This is a genomic window from Stappia sp. TSB10GB4 (genome assembly GCF_900185745.1).
Taxonomy (GTDB): domain Bacteria; phylum Pseudomonadota; class Alphaproteobacteria; order Rhizobiales; family Stappiaceae; genus Stappia.
The window spans coordinates 29,198-55,768 of record NZ_FYAV01000064.1; the positions used below are offsets into that span (position 1 = coordinate 29,198).

Sequence of the window (26,571 nt, forward strand, 5' to 3'; positions counted from 1 at the left end):
TCAGGCGGCCAGGCGGCCGTCCTTCTTGAGCGCCGCATAGGTGTCGTCGAGCGTGCGGGCGGCACGCGCGACGAGTTCGTCGGCCTCCTCATGGGTCAGCACCAGCGGCGGCGAGATGATCATGCTGTCGCGCACCGCACGCATGACCAGGCCGTTGCCGAAGGAGATGTCGCGGCAGAGCGTGCCGACCTCGCCGGTCGGCGCGAACTTGCGCGAGCGGTCGCCCTTGGCCGGCACCAGCTCCAGCGCGCCGACGAGCCCGACCATGCGCGCCTCGCCAACCAGCGGATGATCGCCAAGAGCCTTCCAGCGCTGCTGCAGATAGGGGCCGATGTCGTCCGCCACCCGCTCGACCAGCCGCTCGCGCTGCATGATGTCGAGATTGGCGAGCGCCGCCGCGCAGCAGGCCGGATGGCCGGAATAGGTGTAGCCGTGGAAGAACTCGCCACCCTTGTCGATGAAAGCGTCGGCGACCCGGTCGGCGATCATCACGCCGCCGATCGGCAGGTATCCGGAGGACAGGCCCTTGGCGATCGGCATCAGGTCCGGCTCGATGCCGTAGTGCTGCGAGCCGAACCAGGTGCCGAGCCGCCCGAAGCCGCAGATCACCTCGTCGGCGACCAGCAGGATCTCGCGCTCGCGGCAGATGCGGGAGACTTCCGGCCAATAGGTGTCCGGCGGAATGACGACGCCGCCGGCGCCCTGGATCGGCTCGGCGATGAAGGCGGCGACCTTGTCCTCGCCGATCGCCTCGATGGCGCGCTCCAGCTCGCGCGCCGCCCAGATGCCGAACTCGTCCGGCGACATCTCGCCGCCCTCGCCGAACCAGTAGGGCTGGGCGATGTGGTGGACGCCGGGCACCGGCAGGTCGCCCTGCGCGTGCATTGCCGCCATGCCGCCGAGGCTGGTGCCGGCCAGCGTCGAGCCGTGATAGCCGTTCCAGCGGCCGATGATCGTCTTCTTCTCCGGCTTGCCCATCAGGTCCCAATAGGTGCGGACCATGCGGAACACCGTGTCATTCGCCTCCGAGCCGGAGGAGGTGAAGAAGACCCGGTTGAACTGCGGCGGACTGAGCTGCGCCAGCCGCTCCGACAGGGCGATGACCGGCGGATGGCTGGTCTTGAAGAAGGTGTTGTAATAGTCGAGCTCACGCATCTGCTTCTCGACCGCGTCGACGATCTCGCCGCGGCCATGACCGACCTGGCTGCACCACAGGCCGGCCATGCCGTCGAGATAGCGGTTGCCGTCGCTGTCGGTCAGCCACACGCCCTCGGCCGAGGTGATGACGCGCACGCCCTCGCGGTTCAGCGCCCCGGTGTCGGTGAAGGGATGAAAATGGTGCGCGGCGTCGCGGGCGCGCAGGTCGGCGGTCGGGTAAAGGTTCGAGGCACCGGCCATGGTGGCGTCTCCCGGTCTTTTCTGGTTGTCGATCTCTTCGCCCCGCCTGAACCGCGCCTGACGCGGGTCAGACGTTGAGCAGCAGGTATTCCCGCTCCCAGGGGCTGATGACCTTCATGAAGGTCTCGAACTCTTCCTGCTTGATGGCGCGGTAGGTGGCGACGAACTTCTCGCCGAAGACGTCGATCAGCTCCTCGCATTCGTCGAACAGGGCAACGGCCTCCAGCAGTCCGCGCGGCAGGGCATGCATGTCCTCGCTGGAGTTGACGCTGCGCGGCTCGTCCGGCGTCAGGCGCTGCTTGATGCCGAGATAGCCGCAGGCGAGCGAGGCGGCGATGGCGAGATACGGATTGGCGTCCGACGAGGGCACGCGGTTCTCCAGCCGGCGGGCGGCCGGCTTGGAATTCGGCACGCGCAGGCCGACCGTCCGGTTGTCGTAGCCCCAATGGACGTTGACCGGCGCCGTGGTGCCGCGGGTGAAGCGGCGATAGGAGTTCACGTAAGGCGCCAGGATGCAGGTGACGGCCGGCAGATAGGCCTGATGGCCGGCGATGAAGGACAGGAACGCGCCGCTGGGCTCGCCGTCGTCGCGCGAGAAGATGTTGGTGCCGGTCTCCACGTCCATCACCGACTGGTGGATGTGCATGGACGAGCCGGGCTGGTTGGACATCGGCTTGGCCATGAAGGTGGCATACATGTCATGGCGCAGCGCCGCCTCGCGGATCGTCCGCTTGAACAGGAACACCTGGTCGGCAAGCTCCAGCGGATGGCCGTGCCGGAGATTGATCTCCATCTGCGCGGCGCCTTCCTCGTGGATCAGGGTGTCGATCGCCAGGCCCTGCGCCTCCGACAGGTCGTAGATGTCGTCGATCAGGTCGTCGAACTCGTTGAGCGCGGAGATCGAATAGGACTGGCGGCCCACCTCCGGCCGGCCGGAACGCCCGGTCGGCGGCTCCAGCGGATAGTCCGGGTCGGTGTTCGGGCGGACCAGGTAGAACTCCATTTCCGGGGCGACCAGCGGTGCCCAGCCCTCGTCCTCGTAAAGCTGCAGCACGCGCTTCAGGACATTGCGCGGCGCCGTCTCCACCGGAATGCCCTCGCGGGTATAGGCATCGTGGATGAGCTGCGCGGTCGGGTCGCTCTCCCAGGGCACCGTCGTCAAGGTCGAGTAGTCGGCCCGGAAGAACAGGTCGCTGTCGGTAGAATTGTGCTGGAAGCGGTCGTCGTCCGGCGGATAGTCGCCGGAGATGGTCTGGGCGAAGATCGAGGCGGGCATGGTCATCACCGGGCCGGAGAAGAACTTCTCCGCCGGCATCATCTTGCCGCGCGCCACGCCGGCAAGATCCGGGACGATGCACTCGATGTCCTCGATCCCGCGCTCGGCCAGCCACAGTTGCGCCTCCTCGAAGGAGGCGACGCCGCGGCGGCTGACGATCTTGGGTGCGGATTTCTTCTTCTTGCTCACGGGTCTCGCCTTTCGGGCGCGGGGCGCGCGGGACGGCCGGTCACGATCCGCCTTCCCTGCACACGGCCCACATTTTGTGATCACATTTTCATCAAGTCAATCATCGACAATCATCCAGGGCCGGACGGCACCGCATCGGGAAGGCCGATGTCGAGCAGATCCATGCCGCAGCGGATGTCCGCCGCCACCGCCTTGCGCAGGGCCGCGGCATCGCGGGCCCGCACCGCCTCGATCGCCTCCTTGTGGTGATCGATCAGGGCGGAGGTTCCCACCCGCCCGTAGACGGTGCGCATGAACGGGGCGAACTGCAACCAGAGACTTTCGACGAGCGGCAGCAGCACCTCGGATCCGGCCGCACGATAGATGGTGAAGTGAAAGGAATGGTTGAGACGCATATAGGTCTCGGCATCCCCGCCATCGAGGCTGGCATCGATCCGGTCGTCGATCGCCGCGAGCGCGGCAGCCTCGCGCGGGCCGAGATGCGCCGCCGCGGCCTCCGCCAGTTCCGGCTCCAGCAGCACGCGCGCCCGGACGAGTTCGGCCAGGCGCGACGGCGTCATGGTCGGCACCTGGATCCGGCCGTTGGCGCGGATTTCCAGCGCATGCCCCGCCGACAGCGCCCGCACCGCCTCGCGCACCGGCATCGGGCTGACCTTGAGTTCCTCCGCAAGACCGCGCAGCGTGACGGCGCGGCCGGGCACGAAGCGGCCGGTCAGCAGCGCCTCGCGCACGCTCGCCTCCACCCGGTCGCGCAGCGAATGGCGGACGGCGGCGGACGGCGCCTGCGCGTCCCCCGCCTGTCGCGGGCGGCTCCGGTCAGCCATGTCCTTGCCTCCCCTTGTCCGGCTTGCTTGACAGCCTTGCCGCTACGTGATCACATTTTTGCGTTAACGGCAATTCGCGCGAACGACGGGTTCGCGCCCTGGAGGACCTATGTTGCAGACCCATCGCACGGCCTGGCAGCGCCCGGCCGGCGGCGTCGACTGGCAGGAGGAAGTGGCGCGGTTCGAGGCGGACTATCCCGACCTCGACACGCTGGAGGTGATCCTGCCCGAAAGCAACGGGGTCCTGCGCGGCAAGTGGCTGCCCGGCAGCGCATTGCGCAAGGTGTTCGAAAACGGCGTCGCCCTGCCCTTCTCGCTGTTCGGCCTCGATGTCTGGGGCCGCGAGGTCGAGGAAACCGGCATGCATATCGAGACCGGCGACAAGGACGGCGTGTGCTGGCCGGTGCCCGGCTCGCTGCGCGCCGTGCCCTGGGCCGAGCGCCCGACCGCGCAGGTGCTGCTGTCGATGCATGACCGGGACGGCAGCGCCTTCATGTGCGACCCGCGCCACGTGCTGGCGCGCAAGGCCGGCCGGCTGGGCGAGCACGGGCTGACCGCGACGGCCGCCTTCGAGCTGGAATTCTACCTGTTCGAAGACAAGGACGACGGCGACTGGAGCAGCCCGCCGACGCCGGTCTTCTCCACCCATCTCGGCCCGGCACGGCAGAACATGTATGCGCTCTCGGACCTGGAGGCGTTGATGCCGCTGGTCGACGAGATCCGCCGCTCGGCCGACGCGCAGGATATTCCCGCCGATGCCGCCGTCTCCGAGGCCGCGCCCGGGCAGTTCGAGCTCAACCTGCACTACCAGCGCGATCCCCTGCGCGCCGCCGACGATGCGGTGCTGCTGCGCCGGCTGGTCGCGGGTGTCGCCCGCAAGCACAATCTCAAGGCCTCGTTCATGGCCAAACCCTTCGTCGAGTGGCCGGGCAACGGCATGCATGTGCATGTCTCGATGGAGGACGGCACCGGCAATATCTTCGCCGACCCCGAAACCGGCGAGACGCGGCTCGGCTACGCGATCCGCGGGCTGCTCGACACGATGCCGGAGGCGCATCTGCTGTTCGTCTCCACCTTCAACGGCTTCCGCCGCATGCAGCCTGGCTCCTGTGCGCCGACCTCGATCTGCTGGGGCTACGACAACCGCTCGGTCGCCTTGCGCGTGCCGGCCGGAACGCCGGCCTCGGCGCGCATCGAGCACCGCATCGCCGGCGCCGACGCCAACCCCTATCTGGTGCTGACCGGTGTGCTGGCGGGGATGATGCAGGGCGTGCTCGGCGAATTGCCGCCGCCGCCGGCCGTCGACGGCAATGCCTATGAGAAGACCGCCCCGCGCCTGACGCCGTGGATGGACGAGGCGATCGACGCCTTCGCCGCCTCGCAGCGGATGAAAGAGGCGGTCGGCGCGGAAATGCACAAGGTGCTGGTCGACATCAAGCGTCACGAACTCTTCGCATTCGGACGCGAAATTTCGTCGCTGGAACGGCAGACCTATCTGTGAGCGGCGATCGCGCCAGGCTTGGGGAAATGCCTGTCGGCAGAAGCAGATCGTTGCGATTGCCGGTCGAGGTCACTTGAGGCCGGAGGCCATCGCTTCTAGGCTGGAACAGATGCGGCCGGTCACCGGCCGGACAACAACACACCCCGGAGCGGAGAGCATCCGCAACCGGAACGACAGGGCGCCGGATCGCAAGCCGCACCGGCCAGGGCAGACGGAGGGACTGATGAACAAGCTGCTTTTCACCAGCGTCGCGATGCTAGGCGTGCTCGCCGCGAGCACGCTGTCCGCCCAGGAGCGGCAGGTCCGCGTCTATAACTGGTCGGACTATATCGACGAATCGATCCTGGCGGACTTCACCAAGGAGACCGGGATCCGCGTCGTCTATGACGTGTTCGACAGCAACGAGATGCTGGAGACCAAGCTGCTGGCCGGCGGCACCGGCTATGACGTCGTGGTGCCGACGGGCACCTTCCTCGGTCGCCAGATCCAGGCCGGCGTGTTCCAGAAGCTCGACAAGTCGAAGCTGCCGAACCTGTCCAACGTGTGGCCGGACATCGCGGCCCGCATCGAGAAATACGATCCGGGCAACGAGTATGCCGTCAACTACATGTGGGGCACCACCGGCATCGGCTACAATGTCGAGAAGATCAAGGAGCGCATGCCCGACTCTCCGGTCGACAGTTGGGACATGGTGTTCAAGCCGGAGATCATCTCGAAATTCGCCGATTGCGGCGTGCATCTGCTCGACACGGCCGAGGAGCTTTTCCCGGCGGCGCTGAACTATCTGGGTCTCGAGCCGGACAGCAGCAATCCGGACGACTTCGCCAAGGCGGGCGAATTGCTGATGTCGATCCGCCCCTATATCCAGAAATTCCACTCCTCGGAATATATCAACGCGCTCGCCAATGGCGACATCTGCATGGCGGTCGGCTGGTCGGGCGACGTGCTGCAGGCGCGCGACCGCGCCGCGGAAGCCGGCAAGGACGTCACCGTCGAATATTCGATCCCCAAGGAGGGGGCGATGATGTGGTTCGACAACATGGCGATCCCGGCCGATGCCCCGCATGTGGAGGAAGCGCATGCCTTCATCGACTACATCATGCGGCCGGAGGTGATCGCCAAGGCGACCAACTACGTCTTCTATGCAAACGGCAACATCGCCAGCAAGGAATTCGTCGATCAGGAAATCCTCGACGACACGGCGATCTATCCCAGCGAGGAGACGGTGGCCAAGCTCTTCACCACCACGACCAAGCCGCCGGCGGCGCTGCGCGCCATGACGCGCGAGTGGACCAAGGTCAAGACCGGCCGGTAACCCGGTTCGCCCCCCGGCCGCCGCTGGCGGCGGCCGGGCCCTTTCCCGCGTCGATGAGGGGGCTGCCTTGGCAAAGAAACCAATCGGACCGGTGCGCCGCGACTTTGCACCCTGGGATGACCCGCAAGCCCGGCCATATATCGAGTTTCGCAACGTTACCAAGAAGTTCGGCGATTTCACCGCCGTCGACGACCTGTCCCTGAAAATCTACGAGCGCGAGTTCTTCGCCCTGCTTGGCGGCTCCGGCTGCGGCAAGACGACGATGATGCGCATGCTCGCCGGTTTCGAGACGCCGAACGCGGGCGAGATCTATCTCGACGGGCAGAACCTGGCCGGCGTGCCGCCCTACAAGCGCCCGGTCAACATGATGTTCCAGTCCTACGCGCTGTTTCCGCATATGAGCGTGGAGGCCAACATCGCCTTCGGCCTCAAGCAGGAAGGCATGCCGAAGGACGAGATCGCCGAGCGTGTGGCGGAAATGCTGAAGCTGGTGAAGCTGCAGGACTTCGCCAAGCGCAAGCCGCATCAGCTTTCCGGCGGCCAAAGGCAGCGCGTCGCGCTCGCCCGTTCGCTCGCCAAGAAGCCGAAGGTGCTGCTGCTCGACGAGCCGCTCGGCGCGCTCGACCGCAAGCTGCGCGAGGAAACCCAGTTCGAGCTGACCGACCTGCAATACGAACTCGGCATGACATTCCTGATCGTCACCCACGACCAGGAAGAGGCGATGACCATGGCCGACCGGATCGCGGTGATGGACCGGGGGCGGATCATCCAGATCGCCTCGCCGGCCGAGATCTACGAGGTTCCGAACTCGCGGTTCGTCGCGGATTTCATCGGCGACATCAACCTGATGGAATGCAAGGTGACCGCCAGGAACGGCGACACCTGCCGGCTGCAGTCGGTCGAGTTCGGCTGCGAGATCGACACCGCCCAGGCGGTGGACGCGGCGGTCGGCGACACGGTGTGGTTCGCGATCCGCCCGGAAAAGGTGCGCATCTCCTTCGACGAGCCGGAAAGCCGCGTCAACGCGGTGACGGGCGAAGTCTGGGACATCGCCTATCTCGGCGACGTGTCGATCTATCACACCCATATCGCCAACGAGCAGACCGTGCGCGCGACCGTCGCCAACCGCTCGCGCGTGGTCGAGCGGCCGGTCGGCTGGGACGACAAGGTGTGGCTGTCCTGGGACCGGGATGCGGGCGTCATCCTGACCAGGTAACGAGCGAGGCGGGCCGCATGTCCGCGACCAACGGGGAGGCAAGGCGATGCCAGATCAGGTAAGCGCGAAACCCAGGCGCAGCATCGGCGGATGGCTGCTGATCGCCCTGCCCTATTCCTGGCTGCTGTTCTTCTTCCTCGCGCCCTTCTTCATCGTCTTCAAGATCTCCCTGTCGGAGATCGCCGTGGCGATACCGCCCTATACGCCGACCTTCGACCCGGCCACCGGCTGGAGCGGGTTGGTGAAGATGCTCGGGGACCTGTCCTTCGAGAACTATGTCTGGCTGACTCGCGACTCCCTCTACTGGAAGTCCTATCTGTCGAGCGTGTCGATCGCCGCGGTGTCGACCCTGATCACCCTGGTGGTCGGCTTTCCGATCGCCTATGGCATGGCCCGTGCGCCGACCGAGTGGCGCACCACCTTGCTGATGCTCGTCATCCTGCCGTTCTGGACCAGCTTCCTGATCCGCGTCTATGCCTGGATCGGCATCCTGAAGAACGAGGGCCTGCTCAACCAGTTTCTCATGTGGCTCGGGCTGATCGACCAGCCGATGACGATCCTCAACACCAACATCGCCGTCTATATCGGCATCGTCTACTCGTACCTGCCCTTCCTGGTGCTGCCGCTTTATGCCAACCTGGAGAAGATGGATGCCAGCCTGCTGGAGGCGGCGGCCGACCTCGGCTGCCCGCCCTGGCGCAGCTTCTGGACGATCACCGTGCCGCTGGCGATCCCCGGCGTCATCGCCGGCTGCTTCCTGGTCTTCATTCCGGCTGTCGGCGAGTTCGTCATCCCCGACCTGCTCGGCGGATCGGAGACCCTGATGATCGGCAAGACCCTGTGGACGGAGTTCTTCACCAATCGCGACTGGCCGGTCTCCTCGGCCGTTGCCGTCATTCTGCTGCTGATCTTGGTGGTGCCGATCGTGCTCTTCCAGAACCAGCAGCAGAAAGCCGCGGAGAAGGGCCTGTGAGCGCCCGACCGACAGGACCGGACGGGACCGGAAAGCGCGGGGGAGCACGATGAGACAGGGACCGAGCTGGTTCAACATCACATCGCTGGTGCTGGGATTCTCGTTCCTGTACCTGCCGATCGTGCTGCTGGTGATCTACTCCTTCAACGCCTCGCGGCTGGTCACCGTCTGGGGCGGATTCTCGACGCAGTGGTATGTGTCGCTGTTCAACAACCAGCAGCTCCTCGACGCCGCCTGGGTGACCGTGCGGGTCGCCTTCGCCTCGGCGAGCATCGCGACCGTGCTGGGGACCCTCGCCGCGTTGGTGCTGGTGCGCTCGGGACGCTTCGCCGGCAGGAGCCTGTTCTCCGGCATGGTCTATGCGCCGCTGGTGATGCCGGAGGTGATCCTGGGCCTGTCCTTGCTGCTGCTCTTCGTCGCCATCGACCAGGCCCGCGGCTTCTGGACGATCATCATCGCCCATACCACTTTCGCAATGTGCTACGTCGCCGTCGTCGTGCAGTCGCGGCTCGCCGGCTTCGACACCTCGCTCGAGGAAGCCGCGCAGGATCTCGGCTGCCCGCCGGTGCGCACCTTCTTCTCGATCACCCTGCCGATCATCCTGCCGGGCGTCGTCGCCGGCTGGATGCTGGCCTTCACCCTGTCGCTGGACGACCTCGTCATCGCCAGCTTCACCACGGGTCCGGAGGCCACCACCCTGCCGATGAAGATCTATTCGCAGGTGCGTCTCGGGGTGACGCCGGAGATCAACGCGGTCTGCACGATCCTGGTCGGCGTGGTGACGGTGGTGGTGATCTTCACCTCGCTGATCACCAAGCGGCGGGAGATGCAGCGCCAGCAGGACATGCGCCGGGCCGAAGCCCAGGGCTGAGCGCGGCCGGCCTCCGAAAACGCAAGTATCGCAACGACTTCAGCGCTGCGACGGCGAGCCGACGCCGGTGAGATCGGGCAGCAGGCTCGGCTGCGCCAGCGTGCCGCGCACCAGCACGGGCATGCCAGCCTCGGCAATCGCCGCCGCATCCGGCTGCGTGCCGGCCAGGCGCGGCGCCAGCCGGCCGCGCAGCGAAAGGGCCAGATCCGTCAAGGACATGCGGCCGCCGGCCTGGAGCACCTGCTGCCCGGTCAGCACCTCGACCTCCGCCAGCCGCAGGTCTCCCTCCTCGACCCTGGCCTTCGCCGACAGCCGCTCGACCACCAGCGGCGTGGCGCCGGAACCAGGGCCCGACCCGGAGCTGGAGCCGCTCGCCGCCTGACCGTCCGAAAGCAGCCGGCCCAGCACCTCTCCCCCGGCGGGGAAGCTCGCCTTCTCCAGTGCCAGCTCGACCTCGCCCCCGGCGGAGGCGAGGATCGCGGCCAGGGTTTCTCCCCGCCCCGAGCGATCGATACGCAGGCTCAACCGGCCCGTATCAGGCAGGGAAACCCTTGCAAAACCAGTCAGTTGTCGGGTATCGACCGCCTCCACGACGACATTTGCCGAGAAGTCGAAATCCTCGCCGCCGCCGCCGACCGGTTTCAGCCGGGCCGCGCCGTCGAGCACACCGCCGGCAACCATGGTTTCGCTGAGGTCGACCGTCAAATCCCCGTCGCGCAGCAACAGCGAGATCGCGCTCGGCCCGCCGGACAGGCCCGCCGTGACGAATTTCGCCGTCGACAGGCGAAGATCGATATCGCCGGCCCGCAGAAACCCGGCGAGCGGCCGCTGCCGCAGGCTGTTGGCCCCCTTGTCCCCGGACGCGACGGCGAGACCGGCAATGCCCTGCAGCTCGCCGAGATAGGCGGATAAATCGAAGCTCTCGAAGGCAAGAGTTCCCTCAAGGCGCGGCCGCTTCTCGCCGAGTTCGAAGCCGAGGCGCCCTTCGCCGACATTGCCGTCGAGTTCGAGCCTCGCCGTATCGAGCACGAGGCGCGACAGATCGACCGCCCCCTGGCCGCCGATCCGCAACGCGCCGAAACTCGCCTCGCCGACCAGTGCCCGGCCGAAACGGATCGACAACCCCCTGAAATCGCTGGTGCTGAATTCGAAGGTCCCCTCCAGGCGCGCCGCGTCCGGATTGCGCAGGGCGCCGTTCATCCGGAACGCGGCAAGGGGCGAGGCGATCGACACCGCCACCGGCCCGCTGGCGCGGCCGGTCAGGGTTCCGCGGTTTCCAAGGCTGGCGCTGAACTCGACCTTCTGGTCGCCGGCCATCAGCGACCCGCGGATAGAGCCGCCGTCGACAGTGGGATTAAGGCGCAGGGAGAGATCGACCAGCCGGGGCTGCCGCGTGTCGCCCCAACTGACCTCTCCCCCGGCGATCGCGACCTGCGCCTCGATCAGCCGCGTCAGGTCCTCGCCAAGCCCGGCAAGGCTTGCCGGCGCGAGGTCCAGGCCATCGAAATGAAGCCGCGCGCCTTCCAAAAGATGAGATGACAGAAGGACTTCGCCGAAGAACAGGCGTGCCGGCTCGATGTTTGACACCAGCCGATCCGCCTCCACGGTCCACCGGCCGTCCCGGCCTTCCAGGCGCAAGCCCTCGATCACCAGAGAGGGGCCCTGGAGCAAGGAAATCCTCGGCGCGGCGGCCAGATGGACCGTTCCGCCGAAATGCGAGGACAACATCGCCTCGACGCGCTCGCGCGACACCTCGCGGGCGATCAGCAGATAGGCGGACAAGCCGGCCGCCGAGACGAGGACAAATGCCGCAGTGAGGATCGCCAGCAGGCGCTTCATGACCAGATCCGACCGGCGCCCCGACTGCGCCGTGTTGCCTTCTCGCGGCGCTGCATCGCGCCGTGTTGCCTTCTCGCGGCGCTGCATCGCGCCGCCCCGACAACCGGGATAGGGGGTCGGCGCGAGCGGTTCAAGACGAAACCGGCACAAATCCCGGACAAGATGGATGATGCTTGAGATAACAGGGCAAGGACGGTATCACAGGTCGCCTGACGAACGGTTCATGTTGGCTGCCGGCCCACGGTTACCGGGCCGTCCCGCATGGCCTGTTGCGAGGAGACGCGGATGCGAGGAGACGCCCATGAATAAGGTATACCCCAGCGCGGACGCCGCGCTTGCGGGACTGACGTTTGACGGCATGACCGTGATGGCCGGCGGGTTCGGCCTCTGCGGCATCCCCGAGAACCTGATCACCGCGCTGCGCGACAGCGGCGCGAAGAACATCACGGCGATCTCCAACAATGCCGGCGTCGACGATTTCGGGCTCGGCCTGCTGCTGCAGACCCGCCAGATCAGCAAGATGATCTCCTCCTATGTCGGCGAGAACGCCACGTTCGAGCGCCAGTACCTGAACGGCGAACTCGCGCTGGAATTCAACCCGCAAGGGACTCTCGCCGAGCGCATCCGCGCCGGCGGCGCCGGCATTCCCGGCTTCTACACCAAGACCGGCGTCGGCACGCTGATCGCGGAGGGCAAGGAGCATAAGGAGTTCAACGGCGAGACGTATATCCTGGAGACCGGACTGGTCGCCGACGTGTCGCTGGTGAAGGCCTGGAAGGCGGATAAGGAAGGCAACCTGATCTACCGGAAGACCGCACGGAACTTCAATCCGATGATGGCGACCGCCGGCAAGGTCACCCTGGTCGAGGTGGAGGAAATCGTCGAGATCGGCGATCTCGATCCGGACGCTATCCACACGCCGGGCATCTTCGTCGACCGCATCATTCTCGGCCAGCACGAGAAGCGGATCGAGAAGCGCACCACCCGCGCCGCCTGAGGACAAGGGAGAACAAGATGGCCTGGACTCGCGACGAAATGGCCCAGCGGGCGGCGCAGGAACTGGAGGATGGTTTCTACGTCAATCTCGGGATCGGCATCCCGACGCTGGTCTCCAACTACATCCCCGAGGGTGTCCACGTGACGCTGCAGTCGGAAAACGGCATGCTCGGCATGGGCCCGTTCCCGACCGAGAACGAGGTCGATCCCGACCTGATCAACGCCGGCAAGCAGACCATCACCGAACTGCCGCAGACGAGCTATTTCTCGTCCGCCGACAGTTTCGGCATGATCCGCGGCGGCCATATCGACCTGTCGATCCTTGGCGCGATGGAGGTTTCCGAGAAGGGCGACCTCGCCAACTGGATGATCCCGGGCAAGATGGTCAAGGGCATGGGCGGCGCCATGGACCTGGTCGCCGGCGTCAAGCGCGTCGTGGTGATCATGGACCACACGTCCAAGGCCGGCGAACCGAAGCTGCTGCCCGAATGCACCCTGCCGCTGACCGGCGTCCACTGCGTGCACCGGATCATCACCAATCTCGGCGTCTTCGACGTGACCGGGGATGGGCTCGTTCTGGTTGAGCTGGCCAAGGACGTGACCGTGGACGAGGTCAAGGCGAGCACGACGGCCAAGCTGACCGTTCCGGCCTGACGGCCCGGCTAAACATACAACCTGACGGCGAACGGGGTGACCCGTTCGCCTTTCCCCTCCGGCACCCAGGCCGGCGCGCGGGGATATCGACGCTGCGGAAGATCGCGCGCCGCTCTCGAAAATTGCGCGGAATTTTGCAAAAAATCGCTCCAAATCGGCGAAAATTTGCGTTCGTCGCAGCAAGTCCGGTTTTCCGGTCCTGCCGCCTCGACGCGCGTCGCGACACCTGACATTTGGACGCACCATGGGCAGGCGCGCCCAAACATCGATTCGGTAAACGCTTCGTTTACCCCCGCCAATCAATGATCCGCCACCTGGAAGTGATTTGGATCAGTCGATATGGGACAAGTTCTGCTTGTAGAGGACGCCTCGTTCTTCGAACGCGTCATTCGTCGTCAACTGAGCTCCATCCACGGGCTGAAGGTCGTCTCCGCGACCAACCGCGCCGAGGCCGAGGCGCTGCTGGCCCAACCCGGTTTCAGACCGCTGGTGGCGCTGGTCGACCTGACCCTGCCGGACGCGCCGGACGGCGAAATCGTCGACGTGACGCTGAACGCCAAGCTGCCCACCATCGTCTTTTCCGGCCGCTTCGACGAGGCCCTGCGCCATACGCTGCTCAACAAGGGCGTGGTCGACTACATCCTGAAGGACAGTCCGGCGAGCCTGACCTATCTGACGGCGCTGGTGCAGCGGGTCTGCGCCAACCGCGAGATCGACGCGCTGGTCGTCGACGACAGCCGGGTCGACACCGAAGTGATCTCCCGCCGCCTGTCGCTCTATCAATTGCGCGTCCACACCGCCTCAAGTCACGAGGCCGCCATCGAGATGCTCGGCACGTTCGAGAACCTGCGGCTGGTGGTGCTCGACTATGTGATGCCGCGGGTCGACGGGTTCGAGGTGCTGCGCGCGGTGCGCGGCCGCTTCAGCATGAACGAGCTGGCGGTGATCGGCCTGTCCGGCAAGGCCGGCCCGGAAGTGATCGCCCGGTTCCTGAAGTCGGGCGCCAACGACTTCCTGTCGAAGTCCTGCACGCCGGAAGAGTTCATGCTGCGCATCTCGCAGAATCTCGACATGCTCGACCGGATCCAGACCCTGTCGAGCATGGCGCATCGCGATGCGCTGAGCGGCCTGTCCAACCGCCATCATCTGTTCTCCGAAGGCACTGCACTGTTCGACCGCGCCCGCCGCAGCGGCGAGGAAGTGGCGGTGGCGGCCATCGACATCGACACGTTCAAATCCGTCAACGACCGGTTCGGCCACGAACAGGGCGACGAGCTGATCCGCCTGTTCGGCCAGATCGTGGAGGAACACCGCCCGCCCCGCGCCTTCCCGGCGCGGCTCGGCGGCGACGAGTTCTGCGTGCTGCTGCCCGGTCTTGCGGCGCCCGCCTGCCTCGACTTCATCGACAAGGTCCGCGAAGAGCTGGCGGAGCTGACCGGAGAGGCCGGTCCGTTGCAGTCCCTCGGCCCCGTGACGATCAGCGTCGGCCTGTCGGGCGGAACGGAAGCCAACCTGCGCGCGGCCCTGCGGTTGGCCGATATGCGCCTCTACGAAGCCAAGCATGGCGGCCGCAACCGCACGGTCGCTTCCTGACCGGGTCAATCACGCTCAGCCGTGGTTGATGACAATCGTTTTCAGTGCCGAGAATTCCCGCAAGGCCTCGAAGCCCTTTTCCCGTCCGTGGCCCGATTTCTTGAACCCGCCGAACGGCAGTTCGACACCGCCACCGGCCCCGTAGCCATTCACGAAGACCTGACCCGAGCGCACCGCCCGCGCCACCCGCATCGCCCGCGCGCCGTCGCGCGTCCACACGCCGGCGACCAGCCCGTAGTCGGTGGCATTGGCGATCCTCACCGCCTCGGCTTCGTCCCGGAACGGGATCACCGCCAGCACCGGCCCGAACACCTCCTCGCGGGCAAGGCGCGCCTCCAGCGGCACCGGCCCGAAGACGCGGGCGGGAACGTAATATCCGCCGGGGGCGCTGGCCGGGGCGATGGTGCCTTGCGCGATCAGCGGCACGCCGGCCCGCTCCGCCTCCTCGGCAAAGCCGGCGACGCGACGGGCCTGGCCGGCATTGATCAGCGGACCGAGGTCGAGGTCCTGATCGTGCGGGCCGCTGACCAGCGCGCGGAACCCGTGCCGCAGCCGCTCGGTGACCTTGTCGAGATGGCTCGCCTCGACGAGCAGCCGGCTGCCGGCGGAGCAGGTCTGGCCGCAATTCTGGATGATCGCGTTGACGATGACCGGCAGCGCCGCGTCGAGATCCGCGTCGGCGAACAGGATCTGCGGCGACTTGCCGCCAAGCTCCAGCGTGCAGCCGATATGGTTGCGCGCCGCCGCCATCTGGATCAGCGTGCCGACCTCGGGCGAGCCGGTGAAGGTCAGGAAATCGAGGCCGGGATGGTTGGCCAGCGCCGCGCCCGCCTCCTCGCCATGGCCGGTGACGACATTCCAGGCACCGGCCGGCAACCCGGCCTCCAGCGCCAGTTCGGCGATCCTGAGCACCGACAGGCAGGCATCCTCCGCCGGTTTCATCACCACCGTGTTGCCCATGGCGAGCGCCGCGCCGGCCACCCGCGCCATGATCTGCGCCGGGTAGTTCCACGGCACGATCGAGCCGACCACCCCATGCGGCTCGCGGAAGGTCATCGCGGCAAAGCCGGTCTGGACCGGCAGGGTCTCGCCGGTGATCTTGTCGGCAGCCCCGCCATAGAATTCGAAATAGCGGGCGGCCGCGACGATGTCGGCGCGCCCCTGGCGCAGCGGCTTGCCGGTGTCGCGCGATTCCAGCGCGGCCAGTTCGTCCTCATGCGCGCGGATCAGCTCGGCGATGCGCGACAGGATGCGGCCGCGCTCCACCGACGGGCGCACCGCCCAGCCGCCTTCCGCGAAGGCACGGCGGGCGGCGACCACCGCGCGGCCGACATCGGCGGCATCGCAGCGCGGGATCGTCGCGAAGGCCTTGCCGTCGCTGGGACAGAGCATCTCGATGCGCCCGCCGGCGACCGCCGCCGTCAGCCTGCCGTCGATCACCGCCTCGAAGTGACGCAGGTCCATGCCGTGCCCCTTTGATTTGTCATATGAATACCGCCATCAGAGCCTAGCGGATGACACGCGAGCCGACAATCGCCCGGCTTGCGTCGCGATGCCGCCCCGCACCGGGCGGGAGGGGACGCTCAGCGCCCGCCGAGCGCCCGGTAGATGCGCTGGCCCGGACGCCCGGTGACCGGCAGGCCGAGCCGCGCCTCGGCCTGGCTGATGCCGGCGCGGGTCGCCGCGCCCACCCGCCCGTCCGCCTCGCCGATGTCGTAGCCGGCGCGCAGCAGCAGCTTCTGCAGCTCCAGCCGCTCCTTGCGCGACAGGCCGGGATCGCTGGTCGGCCAGGCCACATGGAACGGCCCTCCCCCCATCAGCCGGTCGGCGAGATGGGAGATCGCCAGCGCGTAGCTCTCGGCGACATTGTAGGTGTAGATCGCATCGAAATTGCTGAAGACCAGGAAGGCCGGGCCTTGCGCCCCGGCGGGCAGCAGCAGGCCCGCCTGCGCCGTCCCCGTCAGCTCGCCGCCGTCGAGATGGCGGATGCCGCGCTTGCCCCATTCGCTGACCGCGACCTTGGCCTTGCGGCCGGAGGGGCCGCGATAGCCGGCCGGCAGCTTGACCTCGTAGCCCCAGGGCATGCCGGTGACCCAGCCGGCATTCTTCAGGTAATTGGCGGTGGAGGCGAGCGCGTCCGGCACCGAGTTGACCAGGTCCTTGCGGCCGTCGCCATCGAAGTCGACCGCAAGGCGGCGATAGGTCGAGGGCATGAACTGGGTCTGGCCGAAGGCGCCGGCCCAGGAGCCGTGCAGGTCGGCAAGACGGACGTCGCCGCGATCGACGATCTTCAGGATCTCGATCAGCTCGGAGCGGAAGTAGTTGGCCCGCCGGCCGGTGCAGGCGACATTGGCGAGCGCGTGCGGCACATGGAAATCGCCGCGGAACTGGCCGTAATCGCTTTCGACGCCCCAGACCGCGACGACGATATGCCGGTCGATGCCGTAGGTCTTCTCCACCCGCTCCAGCACGCGGGCATGGCGCTCGAGCATCTTGCGCCCGTCGGCGATGCGCTCCTTGTCGACGAGGAAGGCGAGATAGTCCCAGATCGGCGTCTGGTATTCCGGCTGGCTGGTGGAAAAGCGCACCGCCTTCTCGTCATAGGCGACATTGGCGAGCGCGGCATCGACGGTGCGCTGGCTGACGCCGGCCTTCAGCGCCGCCGCGCGCAGTTGCGGCAGGCAGGCCTCCAGCGAGGCGGCGGCCGGCGCCGTGCCAACGGCGACCAGCGCCAGCGCGGCCGCAAGCCCCGCAAAAAACCGTTCCCCCATGCAAAACCGCCCAGCCCCAGCCTGCCGCATGCGCCGCTCCCGCCAATCCGCCATCACGGTCCATCAGGCCGCGACATCGTGTCAGCACAATGGCGGAGGATGGCGGAGAATGGCGCGCGTCAGGAGAAGAGATCGGGCGCGCGTAGCATCAGGGCCTGGACGAGGATCAGCGTCTTGGCGTCGGAGAGGCCGCCCTCCTGGACGGCTTCGCCGAGCCGGGCCAGCGGCCATTCCAGCACCTCGATCTCCTCGCCCTCCTCGGCAAGGCCGCCGCCGCCGGAGACGACATCGCCGGCGCCGTAGCGGGCGAGATAGAGGCTGAGGCGCTCGGTGAGGGAACCGGGCGAGGGAAAGACGTCGGCGACATGCACCAGTTCGCCGACCTTGACGCCGACCTCTTCCGCCGCCTCGCGGCGGGCGGCCTCGACGGCGCTCTCGCCCTCATCGATATAGCCGGCCGGCACTTCCTCCAGATAGCCGTCGTGATCGCCGCGGGCGAACAGCGGCACGCGAAGCTGGCGGGCGAGCAGCGCGACCCGGCGCACCGGATCATACGGAAGGACGGCGACGACATCGCGCCGGGCCTGGAATTCTCTTGAAATCTCGACCGTGCCGCCGGACGCCAGCGGCTGGTCGACAACCATCTCGCGATAGCTGCCGAAGCCTTCATAGAGGCTGCGCTCGGAGACGACGCGCACAGCCTCTTCCTCTTCCCGGCCCGCCGGGTCCTGCAATTTCCGCCGATCCATCAACACCCCCGATACCCCAACACGGCACCACACTCATGTCAGCCGCGAGCGATGGGCGCAAGAGGGGCGAAAGTCGTCAGCCGACGAAGGCCCGCTCGATGACGAACTCGGCCGGACGGTTGTTGGCGCCCTCGGTGAGGCCGGCGGCCTCCAGCAGCGCCTTGGTGTCCTTCAGCATCGCCATCGAGCCGCAGATCATCGCCCGGTCGGTCGCCGGATCGAGCGGCGGCACGCCGAGGGCGCGGAACAGATCGCCGGTCTCGATCAGGGTGGTGATGCGGCCGACATGCTCGTGCGGCTCGCGGGTGGTCGAGGTGAACAGACGCAACTGGCTGGCGGCGAGTTCGCCGATCAGCGGGTCCTCGCGGGTGGCGGCGACCGTCTGCTGCGAATAGGCGAGCTCGGCGACGAAGCGGCACGAGTGGGTGACGATCACCTCCTCGAACTTCTCGTAGGTCTCCGGGTCGCGAATCAGGCTGGCGAAGGGCGCAAAGCCGGTGCCGGTGGAGAACATGTAGAGCCGCTTGCCGGGGGTCAGCGCGTCGTTGACCAGCGTGCCGGTCGGCTTCTTCTTCATCAACACCTTGTCGCCGGCCTGGATCTTCTGCAGATGCTGGGTCAGCGGGCCGTCGGCAACCTTGATCGAGAAGAATTCCAGCTCCTCGTCCCAGGACGGCGAGGCGATGGAATAGGCGCGGAACACCGGCTTGCCCTCAACCATCAGGCCGATCATGACGAATTCGCCGGAGCGGAAGCGGAAGCTCGCCGGCCGGGTCATGCGGAAGCGGAACAGATCGTCCGTATAGTGCTGAACCTCGGTCACCGTCTCGGCGGTGGCGCCGGCCGGTATCGCATCGGCGAGATCGCCGGCAAGATTGACCACATTCATCCGTCTATCCCCAATCCGTCTTGAACAATGCGTATGCCTGACCACCGCGTATAGCCGAAGGATCCGCCGCGAGCAAAGCCAAGCGGCGCGCCGCCGGCATCAGGAAAGCTGCGCATCCGCCGGACGCCGGGCCCAGGACCGCGCGCCCGCCGGCACCTCTCCCGCGCGTTCGGCCGGCTGCAGGTAGAGCGGCACGTCGACATCGTGCCCCGCCTCCAGCGCCCGCAGCGTCGGCTCGTTGAGAACCGCGAAGGCATCGAACCCGACCCGCCGCATCAACGGGATCTGGTCGAGCAGGACATCGCCGCTCGCCCGGATTTCGCCGGCAAAGCCGTAGCGCTGGCGCAACAGGCGCGCGGTCGAATACCCACGCCCGTCGGAGAACTTGGCGAAATCCACCACCACCAGATCCAGAGCGGAAAGATGGCCGGCGAGTTGCGCCGGATCATCGCCTGCCTTGACCAAAGGCGCAAGCCTGACGCCCTGCGGCACATCCGACGCGGCCGCGAGGAAGCGGGCGAGCGAGACGATCACCGCCCCTTCCGCGGGCAGCGCCGCCGCGTCGTCCAGATGGGTCCATTCGTCGGCGACGAAGCCGCCGGCCCGGTAAAGTCGTGCCGCCATGGTCAGATCCCGGCTCCCTGTTCGTTCTCCATCGGCAAGGCCAGATGGATGCCGCATTCGGTCTTGTCGCGTCCGCGCCAGCGACCGGCGCGCGGATCCTCGCCCTCGGCCACCGGGCTGGTGCAGGGCATGCAGCCGATGGAAGGATAGCCCCTGGCCACCAGCGGGTGGTCCGGCAGGTCCTGCGCCTGCGCATAGGCGCGCAGGTCCGACGGGTCCCAGTCGGCCAGCGGGTTGACCTTGATGCGCTCGCCGTCGACCTCGAACACCGGAATGTTCGAGCGGCTGCTGGCCTGGAAGCGCTTGCGCCCGGAAATCCAGGCATCGAAGCCCTTCAGCGCGCGCGCCAGCGGTCGGACCTTGCGGATGGCGCAGCAGGCGTCGGTGTCGCTCATCCACAGCATGCCGGCCGGATCGTTCGCCTCAAGGTCCGCCGGATCGGGGGCAAGGGTGCGCACGTCGGTCAGGCCGAACCGCTCGACCAGGAGGTCGCGGTAGCGCAGCGTGTCCGGGAACAGCTTGCCGGTGTCGATGAACAGGACGGGAATCGTCCGGTCGACCCGCGAGACGAGGTGCAGCAGCACCGCGGCTTCCGCGCCGAAGGACGAGACCATCGCCAGCCGGTCGCCGAAGCGCCCGCGCGCCGCCGCGATCACCGCTTCCGCCGAGGCCGAGACGAACCGCTCCGCGAGCCAGGCCGCATCAAGGGCCGGAGGCGGCAGGTCGTCGCGGACCGCATAGGCCTCACGCAGTGCCATAGAGGGCCTCCTTGAACGGCTGGTCGCCGACCCGGCGATAGGCGGCGAGGAAGTCTTCCTGCGGGGTTTCGCGCAGGCCGACATAGGTGTCGACGACCTTTTCGATCGCATCGACGACCTCGTCATAGGAGAAGCCGCGACCGATGATCTCGCCGATCGAGGTGTTCTCGTCGGCCGAGCCGCCAAGGGTGATCTGGTAGTATTCCTCGCCCTTCTTCTCGACGCCGAGAATGCCGATATGGCCGACATGGTGATGGCCGCAGGCATTGATGCAGCCCGAGATCTTGATCTTCAGATCGCCGATCTCGCGCTGGCGCTCGGGCGCGGCGAAGCGCTCGGAAATGCGCTGCGCGACCGGGATCGAGCGGGCGGTGGCGAGGGCGCAATAGTCGAGCCCCGGACAGGCGATGATATCCGTCACCAGTCCGGCATTGGCCTCGGCCAAACCTGCCTCGGCGAGCGCTGCATGGATCGCCGGAATGTCGCGGCGACGCACATGCGGCAGCACCAGGTTCTGCTCGTGGCTGACGCGGATCTCGTCATGGCCGTAGCGCTCGGCAAGGTCGGCGACGACCTCCATCTGCTCGGCCGTGGCATCGCCCGGCGCCTTGCCGATCGGCTTCAGCGAGATGGTGAGGCTGGCGTAGCCGGGGGCGCGGTGCGGATGGACATTGCGCGCGGCAAAGGCGGCAAGCGCCGGATCGGCGGCAATCGCCGCCTCCAGCACCGCCTCGTCGCCGTTGGCCGCCGCGAAGGCGGGCGGGGCGAAATAGGCGGCGATGCGGTCGATCTCCGAGGACGGCAGCCTCAGGACGCCGTCGCGGATCTCGGCGAACTCGGCCTCGATATCGGCCTTCAGCTCCTCCAGCCCGGTCTCGTGGACGAGGATCTTGATGCGGGCCTTGTACTTGTTGTCGCGCCGGCCATAGCGGTTGTAGACGCGCAGGATCGCCTCGCTATAGGCGAGCAGGTCCGCCTCGGGCAGGAACTCGCGCACCAGCCGACCGACCATCGGCGTGCGGCCGAGACCGCCGCCGACAAAGACGCGGAAGCCGACATTGCCTTCGGCGTCGCGCACCGCCTGCAGGCCGATGTCATGCACCTGCACCGCCGCCCGGTCATGCGGGGCGCCGGTGACCGCGATCTTGAACTTGCGCGGCAGATACGAGAACTCCGGATGCAGCGAGGACCACTGGCGCAGGATCTCGGCATAGGGCCGGGGATCGAGGATCTCGTCGGCGGCCGCGCCCGAGAAATGGTCGGCGGTGACATTGCGGATGCAGTTGCCCGAGGTCTGGATGGCGTGCATCTCGACCTCGGCGAGTTGGGCCAGGATGTCGGGAACGTCCTTCAGCCGCGGCCAGTTGAACTGGATGTTCTGCCGCGTGGTGAAATGGCCGTAGCCGCGGTCATAGGTCCGCGCGATATGGGCGAGGCGCCGCATCTGCCGGGCATTCAGCGTGCCATAGGGAATGGCGACGCGCAGCATGTAGGCATGGAGCTGCAGATAGACGCCGTTCATCAGCCGCAGCGGCTTGAACTGGTCTTCCGTCAGGTCTCCGGCCAGACGCCGCCGCACCTGGTCGCGGAACTGATCCACGCGGGCGGAGACGAAATGGGCATCGAACTCGTCATAGCGGTACATGCTGACAACTCCTGGAACGACGGACCCCGCGCCGCGCGCGTCTCCGGGTTCTGGGTCTTCGGTTCATCGCGGCGGCGCTCAGGCCGCCGACACCTCGCGCCTAGCCTGCTTGCCGAGATCCCGGCGCACGGTCGGCCCCTTGGCGCGGATCTTCTCGCGGAAGCGGACGGGTACGATCTCGCCCTCCTCGCGGGCGAGGTCGATCAGATAGGGCTCGACGACCAGCCGGGCGGCCTCGGCCTCGGCACCGGCCGCTTCCGCCTCGGCCACCGCCTCCGGCGTTTCCAGCAGCCGGGCGCCGGCCAGGGTCTCGACCCAGGTGCCGGAGCGGCCGAGCCACACCACTTCGCCATCGATCAGTCGGTTGGCTGTCAAAGCCTTCATGCAATCGCTCCTTCAGGGGGCTATGCGGCAACGCCGGCCCGTTCGGCCGCGACCGGGCGCAAGGGCTGGCTGTTGGCGAGATCGGCATGGCCGACGGCCTCGCCGATGATGATCAGGGTCGGGCCGGCGATCTCGTGGCGGTCCTGAAGATGCGGCAAATCGGCGAGGATGCCCGCAAAGAACCGCTCGTCGCGCTGCGCCGCGTTCTCCACCACCGCGACCGGGGTGGCCGGCGACAGGCCGGCGCCCAGCAGCCGGTCGGCGACGCGGGCGGCGACCGTGCGGCCCATATAGACGGCGACGGTGGCGCCCCGCAGCGCCATCGCCCCCCAGGACGGCAGCGTCTCGCCGTCGCGGTCGTGACCGGTGGCGAAGACGAGGTCGGAGGCGACGCCGCGCAGGGTGAGCGGGATGCGGGTGCTGGCGGCGGCGGCGAGCGCGGCGGTGACGCCCGGCACCACGTCATGGGCGATGCCGGCGGCGCGCAGGGCGGCAATCTCCTCGCCGGCGCGGCCGAACACCAGCGGATCGCCCGCCTTCAGCCGCACGACGCGGCGACCATGCGAGGCCTCGCGCACCAGGATCGCGTTGATCTCTCCTTGCGAGACCGAATGGCGGCCCTTGCGTTTGCCGACGGAAATCCGCTCGGCATCGCGCCGGCCCATGGCGACGACCGCCTCGGGAACCAGCGCGTCATGGACGATGACGTCGGCTTCCTGCAGCAGGCGCTGCGCGCGCAGGGTGAGAAGATCCTCCGCACCGGGACCGGCGCCGACGAGCCAGACGAAACCGCCCTCGCCGCTGCGGGTGTTGAGCAGACGCTGTGCCTCATTGCGCGCCGCATCGGGGCGGCCGGCCTGCAGGTGGCCGGCAATCGGACCGGAGAAGAAGCGCGCCCAGAAGCGGCGGCGCTCGACGCCGCCGGCGATGACGCGGGCGACCGTGTCGCGGAAGCTCTCGGCAAGGCGGGCGAGATCGCCGGTCTCGCGCGGCAGCATCGCCTCGATGCGCGCGCGGATATGGCGGGCCAGCACGGGGCCGACACCGGTGGAGGTGATGGCGACGGCGACCGGCGCGCGGTTGACCAGGGCGCCGACATAGAAGTCGCAGATCTCCGGCCGGTCGACCGCGTTGGCCGGGATGCCGAGGCGCTTCGCCGCGCTGACCACGGCGGTGTCCTGCGCTTCCTCGCCGCTGGCGGCAAAGACCAGCACGGCACCCGCAAGATGCGCCGGAGCGAAGGGATCCGCGACGATGGCGCCGCTGGCGCGGGCGACCGCGTCCAGCAGGACCTCCTCGGCCCGCGGCGCGACGACGACGATATCGGCCAGCGTTTCGGCGAGCAGCCGGACCTTGGCGGCGGCCTCCTCGCCGCAGCCCACCACGACGACGCGCTGCCCCTCGACCTTGTGAAAGGCCGGGAAGACGGCAAGCTTGCGATCCGTAGCCCTTGCTTGGCGAGACATCCGGCGCGATCTCCCTGACGCGATCTGCCCGGCGCGATCTCTGCGCGATCTCTACGTGATCTCCGCGTGATCTCTGGGCAGCCTGAAACACCCCCTAGAGATAAAGCGTCAGGCGCGGTTCCGCCGGGCATGGGATTTCAATGGAGGGAAGCGGCAGGGAAAAATCATGCTACAGATCGGCCTTTCGGCGGTTTTGCGGCGCGGCATGCCCCCCGAAACGCAAGGCGCGCGCCCGGCAGCCTGCGACGGGGCGCAGTGTGCGGTGCCGGGTTGCAGCCTTCCGCGTGCCGTGTTGGCTCTTTACAACCGCATCACATTCATTTCAAAATGTCGCACGATTTTGTTCGGATATCGTCCGAATTATCAAGCCACCTTTCTTAACTTTACATCTTATCCATAACTGAGGTTTCTTTCACAAATCACGATCAAGGATGTTACTGTCGCGCGCGAAAGCAGACTCTTGGTTGATTCCTCGTTGCAAGCAACCAATACTGGACATACCGCACGCGTTTCAGTGAGATCAGTACCGAGTGTAAACCCGTGGTAAAAGCTATTTTTTTTGATGTATTGGGCACGGTTGTCGATTGGCACAGAGGTCTCTCCAGCGGATTCGAGCGCGCTCTGGCAAAAGCCGGCCAAGATCTTTCGCCCGAGGCGCTGGCGAGCGCCTGGTACCAGACCTATCGGGCACGCCTGCCGGCGGTGGCCGGCGGCAGCACGGCCGTGACGGTGCTTGCCGAAAGCCTCTCCGATGTGCTGGAGGAGGCGAAGCTTCACGGGCAGGTCGGCGGCAAGGACAGGGAGGCCCTACTCGCCTGCTGGCAGCGCTTTCCCGCCTGGCCGGACAGCGTGCCGGGCCTGCGCGCGCTGCGGCGCGAATATGTCATCGTGTCCTGTACCGAGGCGCCGACGGCAACGATGACCTGGCTCGCCAAACACGCCGCGCTGCCCTGGGACCTGGTGTTCGGGGCGGATCTGCTGGAGGGCCGGATCGCGGATGGCAGCCTGTTTCACAAGGCCGCCGCAACGCTGGGCCTCGGCCCCGGCGAGGTGATGTATGCCTCGGCCCACAATGCGGATCTGGCGGCCGCCCGCGCTGCCGGCCTCAAGACCGCCTTCTTCGCCCGGCCGAAGGAATTCGGCGCCGACCAGCGCAGCGACCTCGCCCCAACCGACAATTGGGACATCGTCGCCTTCGACATGCTGGACCTTGCCCGCTACATGGAGTCGGCCGTCATCTGAGGAGCGGCGCGGGTCACCCCCGCGCCTTCGTTGCATATGGTCTGGTCGCGGCCTGCCAGGTCCCGGCGGCCTCAGCGCAGCGGCTGCAGCAGCGACACGTAATTGGCGACCGCCGCCCCGCCCATATTGAAGACGCCGCCGAGTTCGGCATTCTTCACCTGGATGTCGCCGGCGGTGCCGGTGAGCTGCATCGCCGTCAGCACATGCATGGAGACGCCGGTGGCGCCGATCGGGTGGCCCTTGGCCTTGAGCCCGCCCGACGGGTTGACCGGCAGGCGGCCGTCCATCTGGGTCCAGCCCTCGAGGATGGCGCGATGCCCCTCGCCCGGCGCGGTCAGGCCCATCGCCTCGTATTCGATCAGTTCGGCGATGGTGAAGCAGTCATGGGTCTCGACGAAGGAGAGGTCGTCGAGGGAAAGACCGGCGGCCGCGAGCGCCCGGCGCCAGGCCTCGCCGCAGCCCTCGAAAGCGAGGATGTCGCGCTTCGACATCGGCAGGAAGTCCTGCGCATGGGCAAGGCCGCGGAAGGCGACGGCCTTCTTGCGGCCGAGCGCCGTCTCGATATCGGTCAGCACGAGGGCCGCCGCGCCGTCGGAGACGAGCGAGCAGTCGGTGCGCTTGAGCGGGCCGGCGACGAAGGGGTTCTTCTCGCTCTCGGCGCGGCAGAAGTCGAAGCCGAGGTCCTTGCGCATCTGGGCGTAAGGGTTGCCGACGCCGTTCTTGTGATTCTTGGCGGCGATGGCGGCGAGCGCGTCGGAGCGGTCGCCGTATTTCTGGAAATAGGCCTGCGCGATCTTGCCGAAGACACCGGCAAAGCCGGCCGGCGTGTCGCCGTCCTCAGGCAGATAGGAGGCCTTGAGCAGGTTGCGGCCGATCTCCGGCCCCGGCGTCGTCGTCATCTGCTCGACGCCGACGACCAGCACCACCCGCGCCTCGCGCGCGGCGATGGCGCGCACGCCCTGATGCACGGCCGCCGAACCGGTGGCGCAGGCATTCTCGACGCGGGTCGCGCGCTTGAAGCGCAGAGCCGGATCGGCCTGCAGCACCAGCGAGGCGGTGAAGTCCTGTGCCGAGAAGCCGGCGTTGAAATGGCCGAGAACGATCTCGTCGATATCCGCCGGTTCGAAGCCCGCATCGGCGATGGCATCGCGCGCGACGCGGACGATCAGGCTTTCCACCGTCTCGTCGGAATGCCGGCCAAAGGGGGTATGCGCCCAGCCGACGATTGCTGCAGTCATGACTACCTCCGCGATAACGCCCATAGTCGACCGGACGTGGATCGGGTGCCGCCCGCGCGGCCGCCCGCGCCGGTTCGGCGGGACCGTTCCTCCAATGCCGGCGAAGATTCCATTTCGCAGGCGGCCTTGCAAGCGCCTTGTTTACGGGAACGTCAATCAC

23 protein-coding genes are annotated in these 26,571 nt (G+C 67.4%); 9 read left to right on the forward strand and 14 right to left on the reverse strand.

What is annotated here, in order from left to right; translation table 11 throughout:
• The 3 genes from TSB10GB4_RS18810 to TSB10GB4_RS18820 all read right to left on the reverse strand — a co-directional run bounded on the left by TSB10GB4_RS18810 (position 1) and on the right by TSB10GB4_RS18820 (position 3,687).
• Positions 1 to 1,398, reverse strand: coding sequence for an aspartate aminotransferase family protein (locus tag TSB10GB4_RS18810; RefSeq protein WP_186397010.1), 1,398 nt, complete (start codon positions 1,396 to 1,398; stop codon positions 1 to 3).
• Positions 1,399 to 1,465: 67 nt separating this feature from the next.
• Positions 1,466 to 2,863, reverse strand: coding sequence for a glutamine synthetase family protein (locus TSB10GB4_RS18815; RefSeq protein ID WP_186387064.1), 1,398 nt, complete (start codon positions 2,861 to 2,863; stop codon positions 1,466 to 1,468).
• A gap of 110 nt (positions 2,864 to 2,973) precedes the next feature.
• Positions 2,974 to 3,687, reverse strand: a complete 714-nt coding sequence (locus tag TSB10GB4_RS18820) for a GntR family transcriptional regulator (RefSeq protein ID WP_186387065.1) — start codon at positions 3,685 to 3,687, stop codon at positions 2,974 to 2,976.
• Positions 3,688 to 3,796: 109 nt separating this feature from the next.
• Here TSB10GB4_RS18820 and TSB10GB4_RS18825 point away from each other — a divergent pair, with 109 nt between their 5' ends.
• The 5 genes from TSB10GB4_RS18825 to TSB10GB4_RS18845 all read left to right on the forward strand — a co-directional run bounded on the left by TSB10GB4_RS18825 (position 3,797) and on the right by TSB10GB4_RS18845 (position 9,563).
• Positions 3,797 to 5,188: a glutamine synthetase family protein gene (locus TSB10GB4_RS18825; RefSeq protein WP_186397011.1), complete on the forward strand. Its 1,392-nt coding sequence runs from the start codon at positions 3,797 to 3,799 to the stop codon at positions 5,186 to 5,188.
• A 223-nt stretch (positions 5,189 to 5,411) separates the two neighbouring features.
• Complete coding sequence (locus TSB10GB4_RS18830; protein ID WP_186397012.1) at positions 5,412 to 6,503, forward strand: polyamine ABC transporter substrate-binding protein; 1,092 nt, start codon at positions 5,412 to 5,414, stop codon at positions 6,501 to 6,503.
• A 67-nt stretch (positions 6,504 to 6,570) separates the two neighbouring features.
• Complete coding sequence (locus tag TSB10GB4_RS18835; RefSeq protein ID WP_186397013.1) at positions 6,571 to 7,719, forward strand: ABC transporter ATP-binding protein; 1,149 nt, start codon at positions 6,571 to 6,573, stop codon at positions 7,717 to 7,719.
• A 46-nt stretch (positions 7,720 to 7,765) separates the two neighbouring features.
• Positions 7,766 to 8,692, forward strand: coding sequence for an ABC transporter permease subunit (locus TSB10GB4_RS18840; RefSeq protein ID WP_186397014.1), 927 nt, complete (start codon positions 7,766 to 7,768; stop codon positions 8,690 to 8,692).
• Positions 8,693 to 8,741: 49 nt separating this feature from the next.
• Complete coding sequence (locus tag TSB10GB4_RS18845) at positions 8,742 to 9,563, forward strand: ABC transporter permease (RefSeq protein WP_186387070.1); 822 nt, start codon at positions 8,742 to 8,744, stop codon at positions 9,561 to 9,563.
• A 39-nt stretch (positions 9,564 to 9,602) separates the two neighbouring features.
• On the opposite strand, the gene TSB10GB4_RS18850 is transcribed toward TSB10GB4_RS18845, so the two are convergent.
• Positions 9,603 to 11,402 carry an AsmA-like C-terminal region-containing protein gene (locus tag TSB10GB4_RS18850; protein ID WP_186397015.1) on the reverse strand — a complete coding sequence of 600 codons (1,800 nt, stop codon included), beginning with the start codon at positions 11,400 to 11,402 and terminating at the stop codon, positions 9,603 to 9,605.
• Positions 11,403 to 11,703: 301 nt separating this feature from the next.
• Between TSB10GB4_RS18850 and TSB10GB4_RS18855 the strand changes: the two genes are divergently transcribed.
• From TSB10GB4_RS18855 to TSB10GB4_RS18865, 3 genes are all read left to right on the forward strand, one after another.
• Positions 11,704 to 12,399 carry a CoA transferase subunit A gene (locus TSB10GB4_RS18855; protein ID WP_186387072.1) on the forward strand — a complete coding sequence of 232 codons (696 nt, stop codon included), beginning with the start codon at positions 11,704 to 11,706 and terminating at the stop codon, positions 12,397 to 12,399.
• A 17-nt stretch (positions 12,400 to 12,416) separates the two neighbouring features.
• A complete protein-coding gene (locus TSB10GB4_RS18860; protein ID WP_186387073.1) occupies positions 12,417 to 13,052 on the forward strand; it encodes a CoA transferase subunit B in 636 nt (211 codons plus the stop codon).
• Between the two features lie 339 nt (positions 13,053 to 13,391).
• Positions 13,392 to 14,645 carry a diguanylate cyclase gene (locus TSB10GB4_RS18865; protein WP_186387074.1) on the forward strand — a complete coding sequence of 418 codons (1,254 nt, stop codon included), beginning with the start codon at positions 13,392 to 13,394 and terminating at the stop codon, positions 14,643 to 14,645.
• Positions 14,646 to 14,660: 15 nt separating this feature from the next.
• Here TSB10GB4_RS18865 and TSB10GB4_RS18870 read toward each other — a convergent pair whose 3' ends face one another.
• From TSB10GB4_RS18870 to cysG, 9 genes are all read right to left on the reverse strand, one after another.
• Entirely contained in the window at positions 14,661 to 16,109 is a 1,449-nt protein-coding gene (locus TSB10GB4_RS18870) for an aldehyde dehydrogenase family protein (protein WP_186397016.1), read from the reverse strand.
• A 119-nt stretch (positions 16,110 to 16,228) separates the two neighbouring features.
• The gene (locus tag TSB10GB4_RS18875) at positions 16,229 to 17,416 is read right to left on the reverse strand and encodes a lytic murein transglycosylase (RefSeq protein ID WP_186397017.1); all 1,188 of its coding nucleotides are present in this window, start codon (positions 17,414 to 17,416) and stop codon (positions 16,229 to 16,231) included.
• 119 nt (positions 17,417 to 17,535) lie between these two features.
• The gene (locus TSB10GB4_RS18880; RefSeq protein WP_186397018.1) at positions 17,536 to 18,165 is read right to left on the reverse strand and encodes an NUDIX domain-containing protein; all 630 of its coding nucleotides are present in this window, start codon (positions 18,163 to 18,165) and stop codon (positions 17,536 to 17,538) included.
• Positions 18,166 to 18,241: 76 nt separating this feature from the next.
• Positions 18,242 to 19,054, reverse strand: coding sequence for a ferredoxin--NADP reductase (locus TSB10GB4_RS18885; RefSeq protein ID WP_186397019.1), 813 nt, complete (start codon positions 19,052 to 19,054; stop codon positions 18,242 to 18,244).
• Positions 19,055 to 19,153: 99 nt separating this feature from the next.
• Positions 19,154 to 19,678, reverse strand: coding sequence for a DUF934 domain-containing protein (locus tag TSB10GB4_RS18890; protein WP_186397020.1), 525 nt, complete (start codon positions 19,676 to 19,678; stop codon positions 19,154 to 19,156).
• Positions 19,679 to 19,680: 2 nt separating this feature from the next.
• Entirely contained in the window at positions 19,681 to 20,436 is a 756-nt protein-coding gene (locus tag TSB10GB4_RS18895; RefSeq protein WP_186397021.1) for a phosphoadenylyl-sulfate reductase, read from the reverse strand.
• Positions 20,423 to 22,081: a nitrite/sulfite reductase gene (locus TSB10GB4_RS18900; RefSeq protein WP_186397022.1), complete on the reverse strand. Its 1,659-nt coding sequence runs from the start codon at positions 22,079 to 22,081 to the stop codon at positions 20,423 to 20,425. The genes TSB10GB4_RS18895 and TSB10GB4_RS18900 overlap by 14 nt, the downstream gene beginning before the upstream one ends.
• 78 nt (positions 22,082 to 22,159) lie before the next feature.
• Complete coding sequence (locus tag TSB10GB4_RS18905; protein WP_186397023.1) at positions 22,160 to 22,465, reverse strand: DUF2849 domain-containing protein; 306 nt, start codon at positions 22,463 to 22,465, stop codon at positions 22,160 to 22,162.
• A 20-nt stretch (positions 22,466 to 22,485) separates the two neighbouring features.
• On the reverse strand, positions 22,486 to 23,931 hold the full coding sequence (cysG, locus tag TSB10GB4_RS18910) for a siroheme synthase CysG (RefSeq protein ID WP_186397024.1): 1,446 nt from the start codon (positions 23,929 to 23,931) through the stop codon (positions 22,486 to 22,488).
• Positions 23,932 to 24,471: 540 nt separating this feature from the next.
• Between cysG and TSB10GB4_RS18915 the strand changes: the two genes are divergently transcribed.
• Positions 24,472 to 25,173 carry an HAD family hydrolase gene (locus tag TSB10GB4_RS18915; RefSeq protein WP_186397025.1) on the forward strand — a complete coding sequence of 234 codons (702 nt, stop codon included), beginning with the start codon at positions 24,472 to 24,474 and terminating at the stop codon, positions 25,171 to 25,173.
• A gap of 71 nt (positions 25,174 to 25,244) precedes the next feature.
• On the opposite strand, the gene TSB10GB4_RS18920 is transcribed toward TSB10GB4_RS18915, so the two are convergent.
• On the reverse strand, positions 25,245 to 26,411 hold the full coding sequence (locus tag TSB10GB4_RS18920; protein ID WP_186397026.1) for an acetyl-CoA acetyltransferase: 1,167 nt from the start codon (positions 26,409 to 26,411) through the stop codon (positions 25,245 to 25,247).
• Positions 26,412 to 26,571: the final 160 nt, after the last annotated feature.

Excerpts from the sequence above, each read along its gene's own strand:
- TSB10GB4_RS18890 (WP_186397020.1), bottom strand. The coding sequence starts at position 19,678 with ATGGCGGCACGACTTTACCGGGCCGGCGGCTTCGTCGCCGACGAATGG.
- cysG (WP_186397024.1), bottom strand. The coding sequence starts at position 23,931 with ATGTCTCGCCAAGCAAGGGCTACGGATCGCAAGCTTGCCGTCTTCCCG.
- TSB10GB4_RS18850 (WP_186397015.1), bottom strand. The coding sequence starts at position 11,402 with ATGAAGCGCCTGCTGGCGATCCTCACTGCGGCATTTGTCCTCGTCTCG.
- TSB10GB4_RS18845 (WP_186387070.1), top strand. The coding sequence starts at position 8,742 with ATGAGACAGGGACCGAGCTGGTTCAACATCACATCGCTGGTGCTGGGA.
- TSB10GB4_RS18825 (WP_186397011.1), top strand. The coding sequence starts at position 3,797 with ATGTTGCAGACCCATCGCACGGCCTGGCAGCGCCCGGCCGGCGGCGTC.
- TSB10GB4_RS18885 (WP_186397019.1), bottom strand. The coding sequence starts at position 19,054 with ATGAATGTGGTCAATCTTGCCGGCGATCTCGCCGATGCGATACCGGCC.
- TSB10GB4_RS18880 (WP_186397018.1), bottom strand. The coding sequence starts at position 18,165 with ATGGATCGGCGGAAATTGCAGGACCCGGCGGGCCGGGAAGAGGAAGAG.
- TSB10GB4_RS18855 (WP_186387072.1), top strand. The coding sequence starts at position 11,704 with ATGAATAAGGTATACCCCAGCGCGGACGCCGCGCTTGCGGGACTGACG.
- TSB10GB4_RS18830 (WP_186397012.1), top strand. The coding sequence starts at position 5,412 with ATGAACAAGCTGCTTTTCACCAGCGTCGCGATGCTAGGCGTGCTCGCC.
- TSB10GB4_RS18875 (WP_186397017.1), bottom strand. The coding sequence starts at position 17,416 with ATGGGGGAACGGTTTTTTGCGGGGCTTGCGGCCGCGCTGGCGCTGGTC.
- TSB10GB4_RS18895 (WP_186397021.1), bottom strand. The coding sequence starts at position 20,436 with ATGGCACTGCGTGAGGCCTATGCGGTCCGCGACGACCTGCCGCCTCCG.
- TSB10GB4_RS18900 (WP_186397022.1), bottom strand. The coding sequence starts at position 22,081 with ATGTACCGCTATGACGAGTTCGATGCCCATTTCGTCTCCGCCCGCGTG.
- TSB10GB4_RS18865 (WP_186387074.1), top strand. The coding sequence starts at position 13,392 with ATGGGACAAGTTCTGCTTGTAGAGGACGCCTCGTTCTTCGAACGCGTC.
- TSB10GB4_RS18920 (WP_186397026.1), bottom strand. The coding sequence starts at position 26,411 with ATGACTGCAGCAATCGTCGGCTGGGCGCATACCCCCTTTGGCCGGCAT.
- TSB10GB4_RS18820 (WP_186387065.1), bottom strand. The coding sequence starts at position 3,687 with ATGGCTGACCGGAGCCGCCCGCGACAGGCGGGGGACGCGCAGGCGCCG.
- TSB10GB4_RS18870 (WP_186397016.1), bottom strand. The coding sequence starts at position 16,109 with ATGGACCTGCGTCACTTCGAGGCGGTGATCGACGGCAGGCTGACGGCG.
- TSB10GB4_RS18905 (WP_186397023.1), bottom strand. The coding sequence starts at position 22,465 with ATGAAGGCTTTGACAGCCAACCGACTGATCGATGGCGAAGTGGTGTGG.
- TSB10GB4_RS18860 (WP_186387073.1), top strand. The coding sequence starts at position 12,417 with ATGGCCTGGACTCGCGACGAAATGGCCCAGCGGGCGGCGCAGGAACTG.
- TSB10GB4_RS18840 (WP_186397014.1), top strand. The coding sequence starts at position 7,766 with ATGCCAGATCAGGTAAGCGCGAAACCCAGGCGCAGCATCGGCGGATGG.
- TSB10GB4_RS18810 (WP_186397010.1), bottom strand. The coding sequence starts at position 1,398 with ATGGCCGGTGCCTCGAACCTTTACCCGACCGCCGACCTGCGCGCCCGC.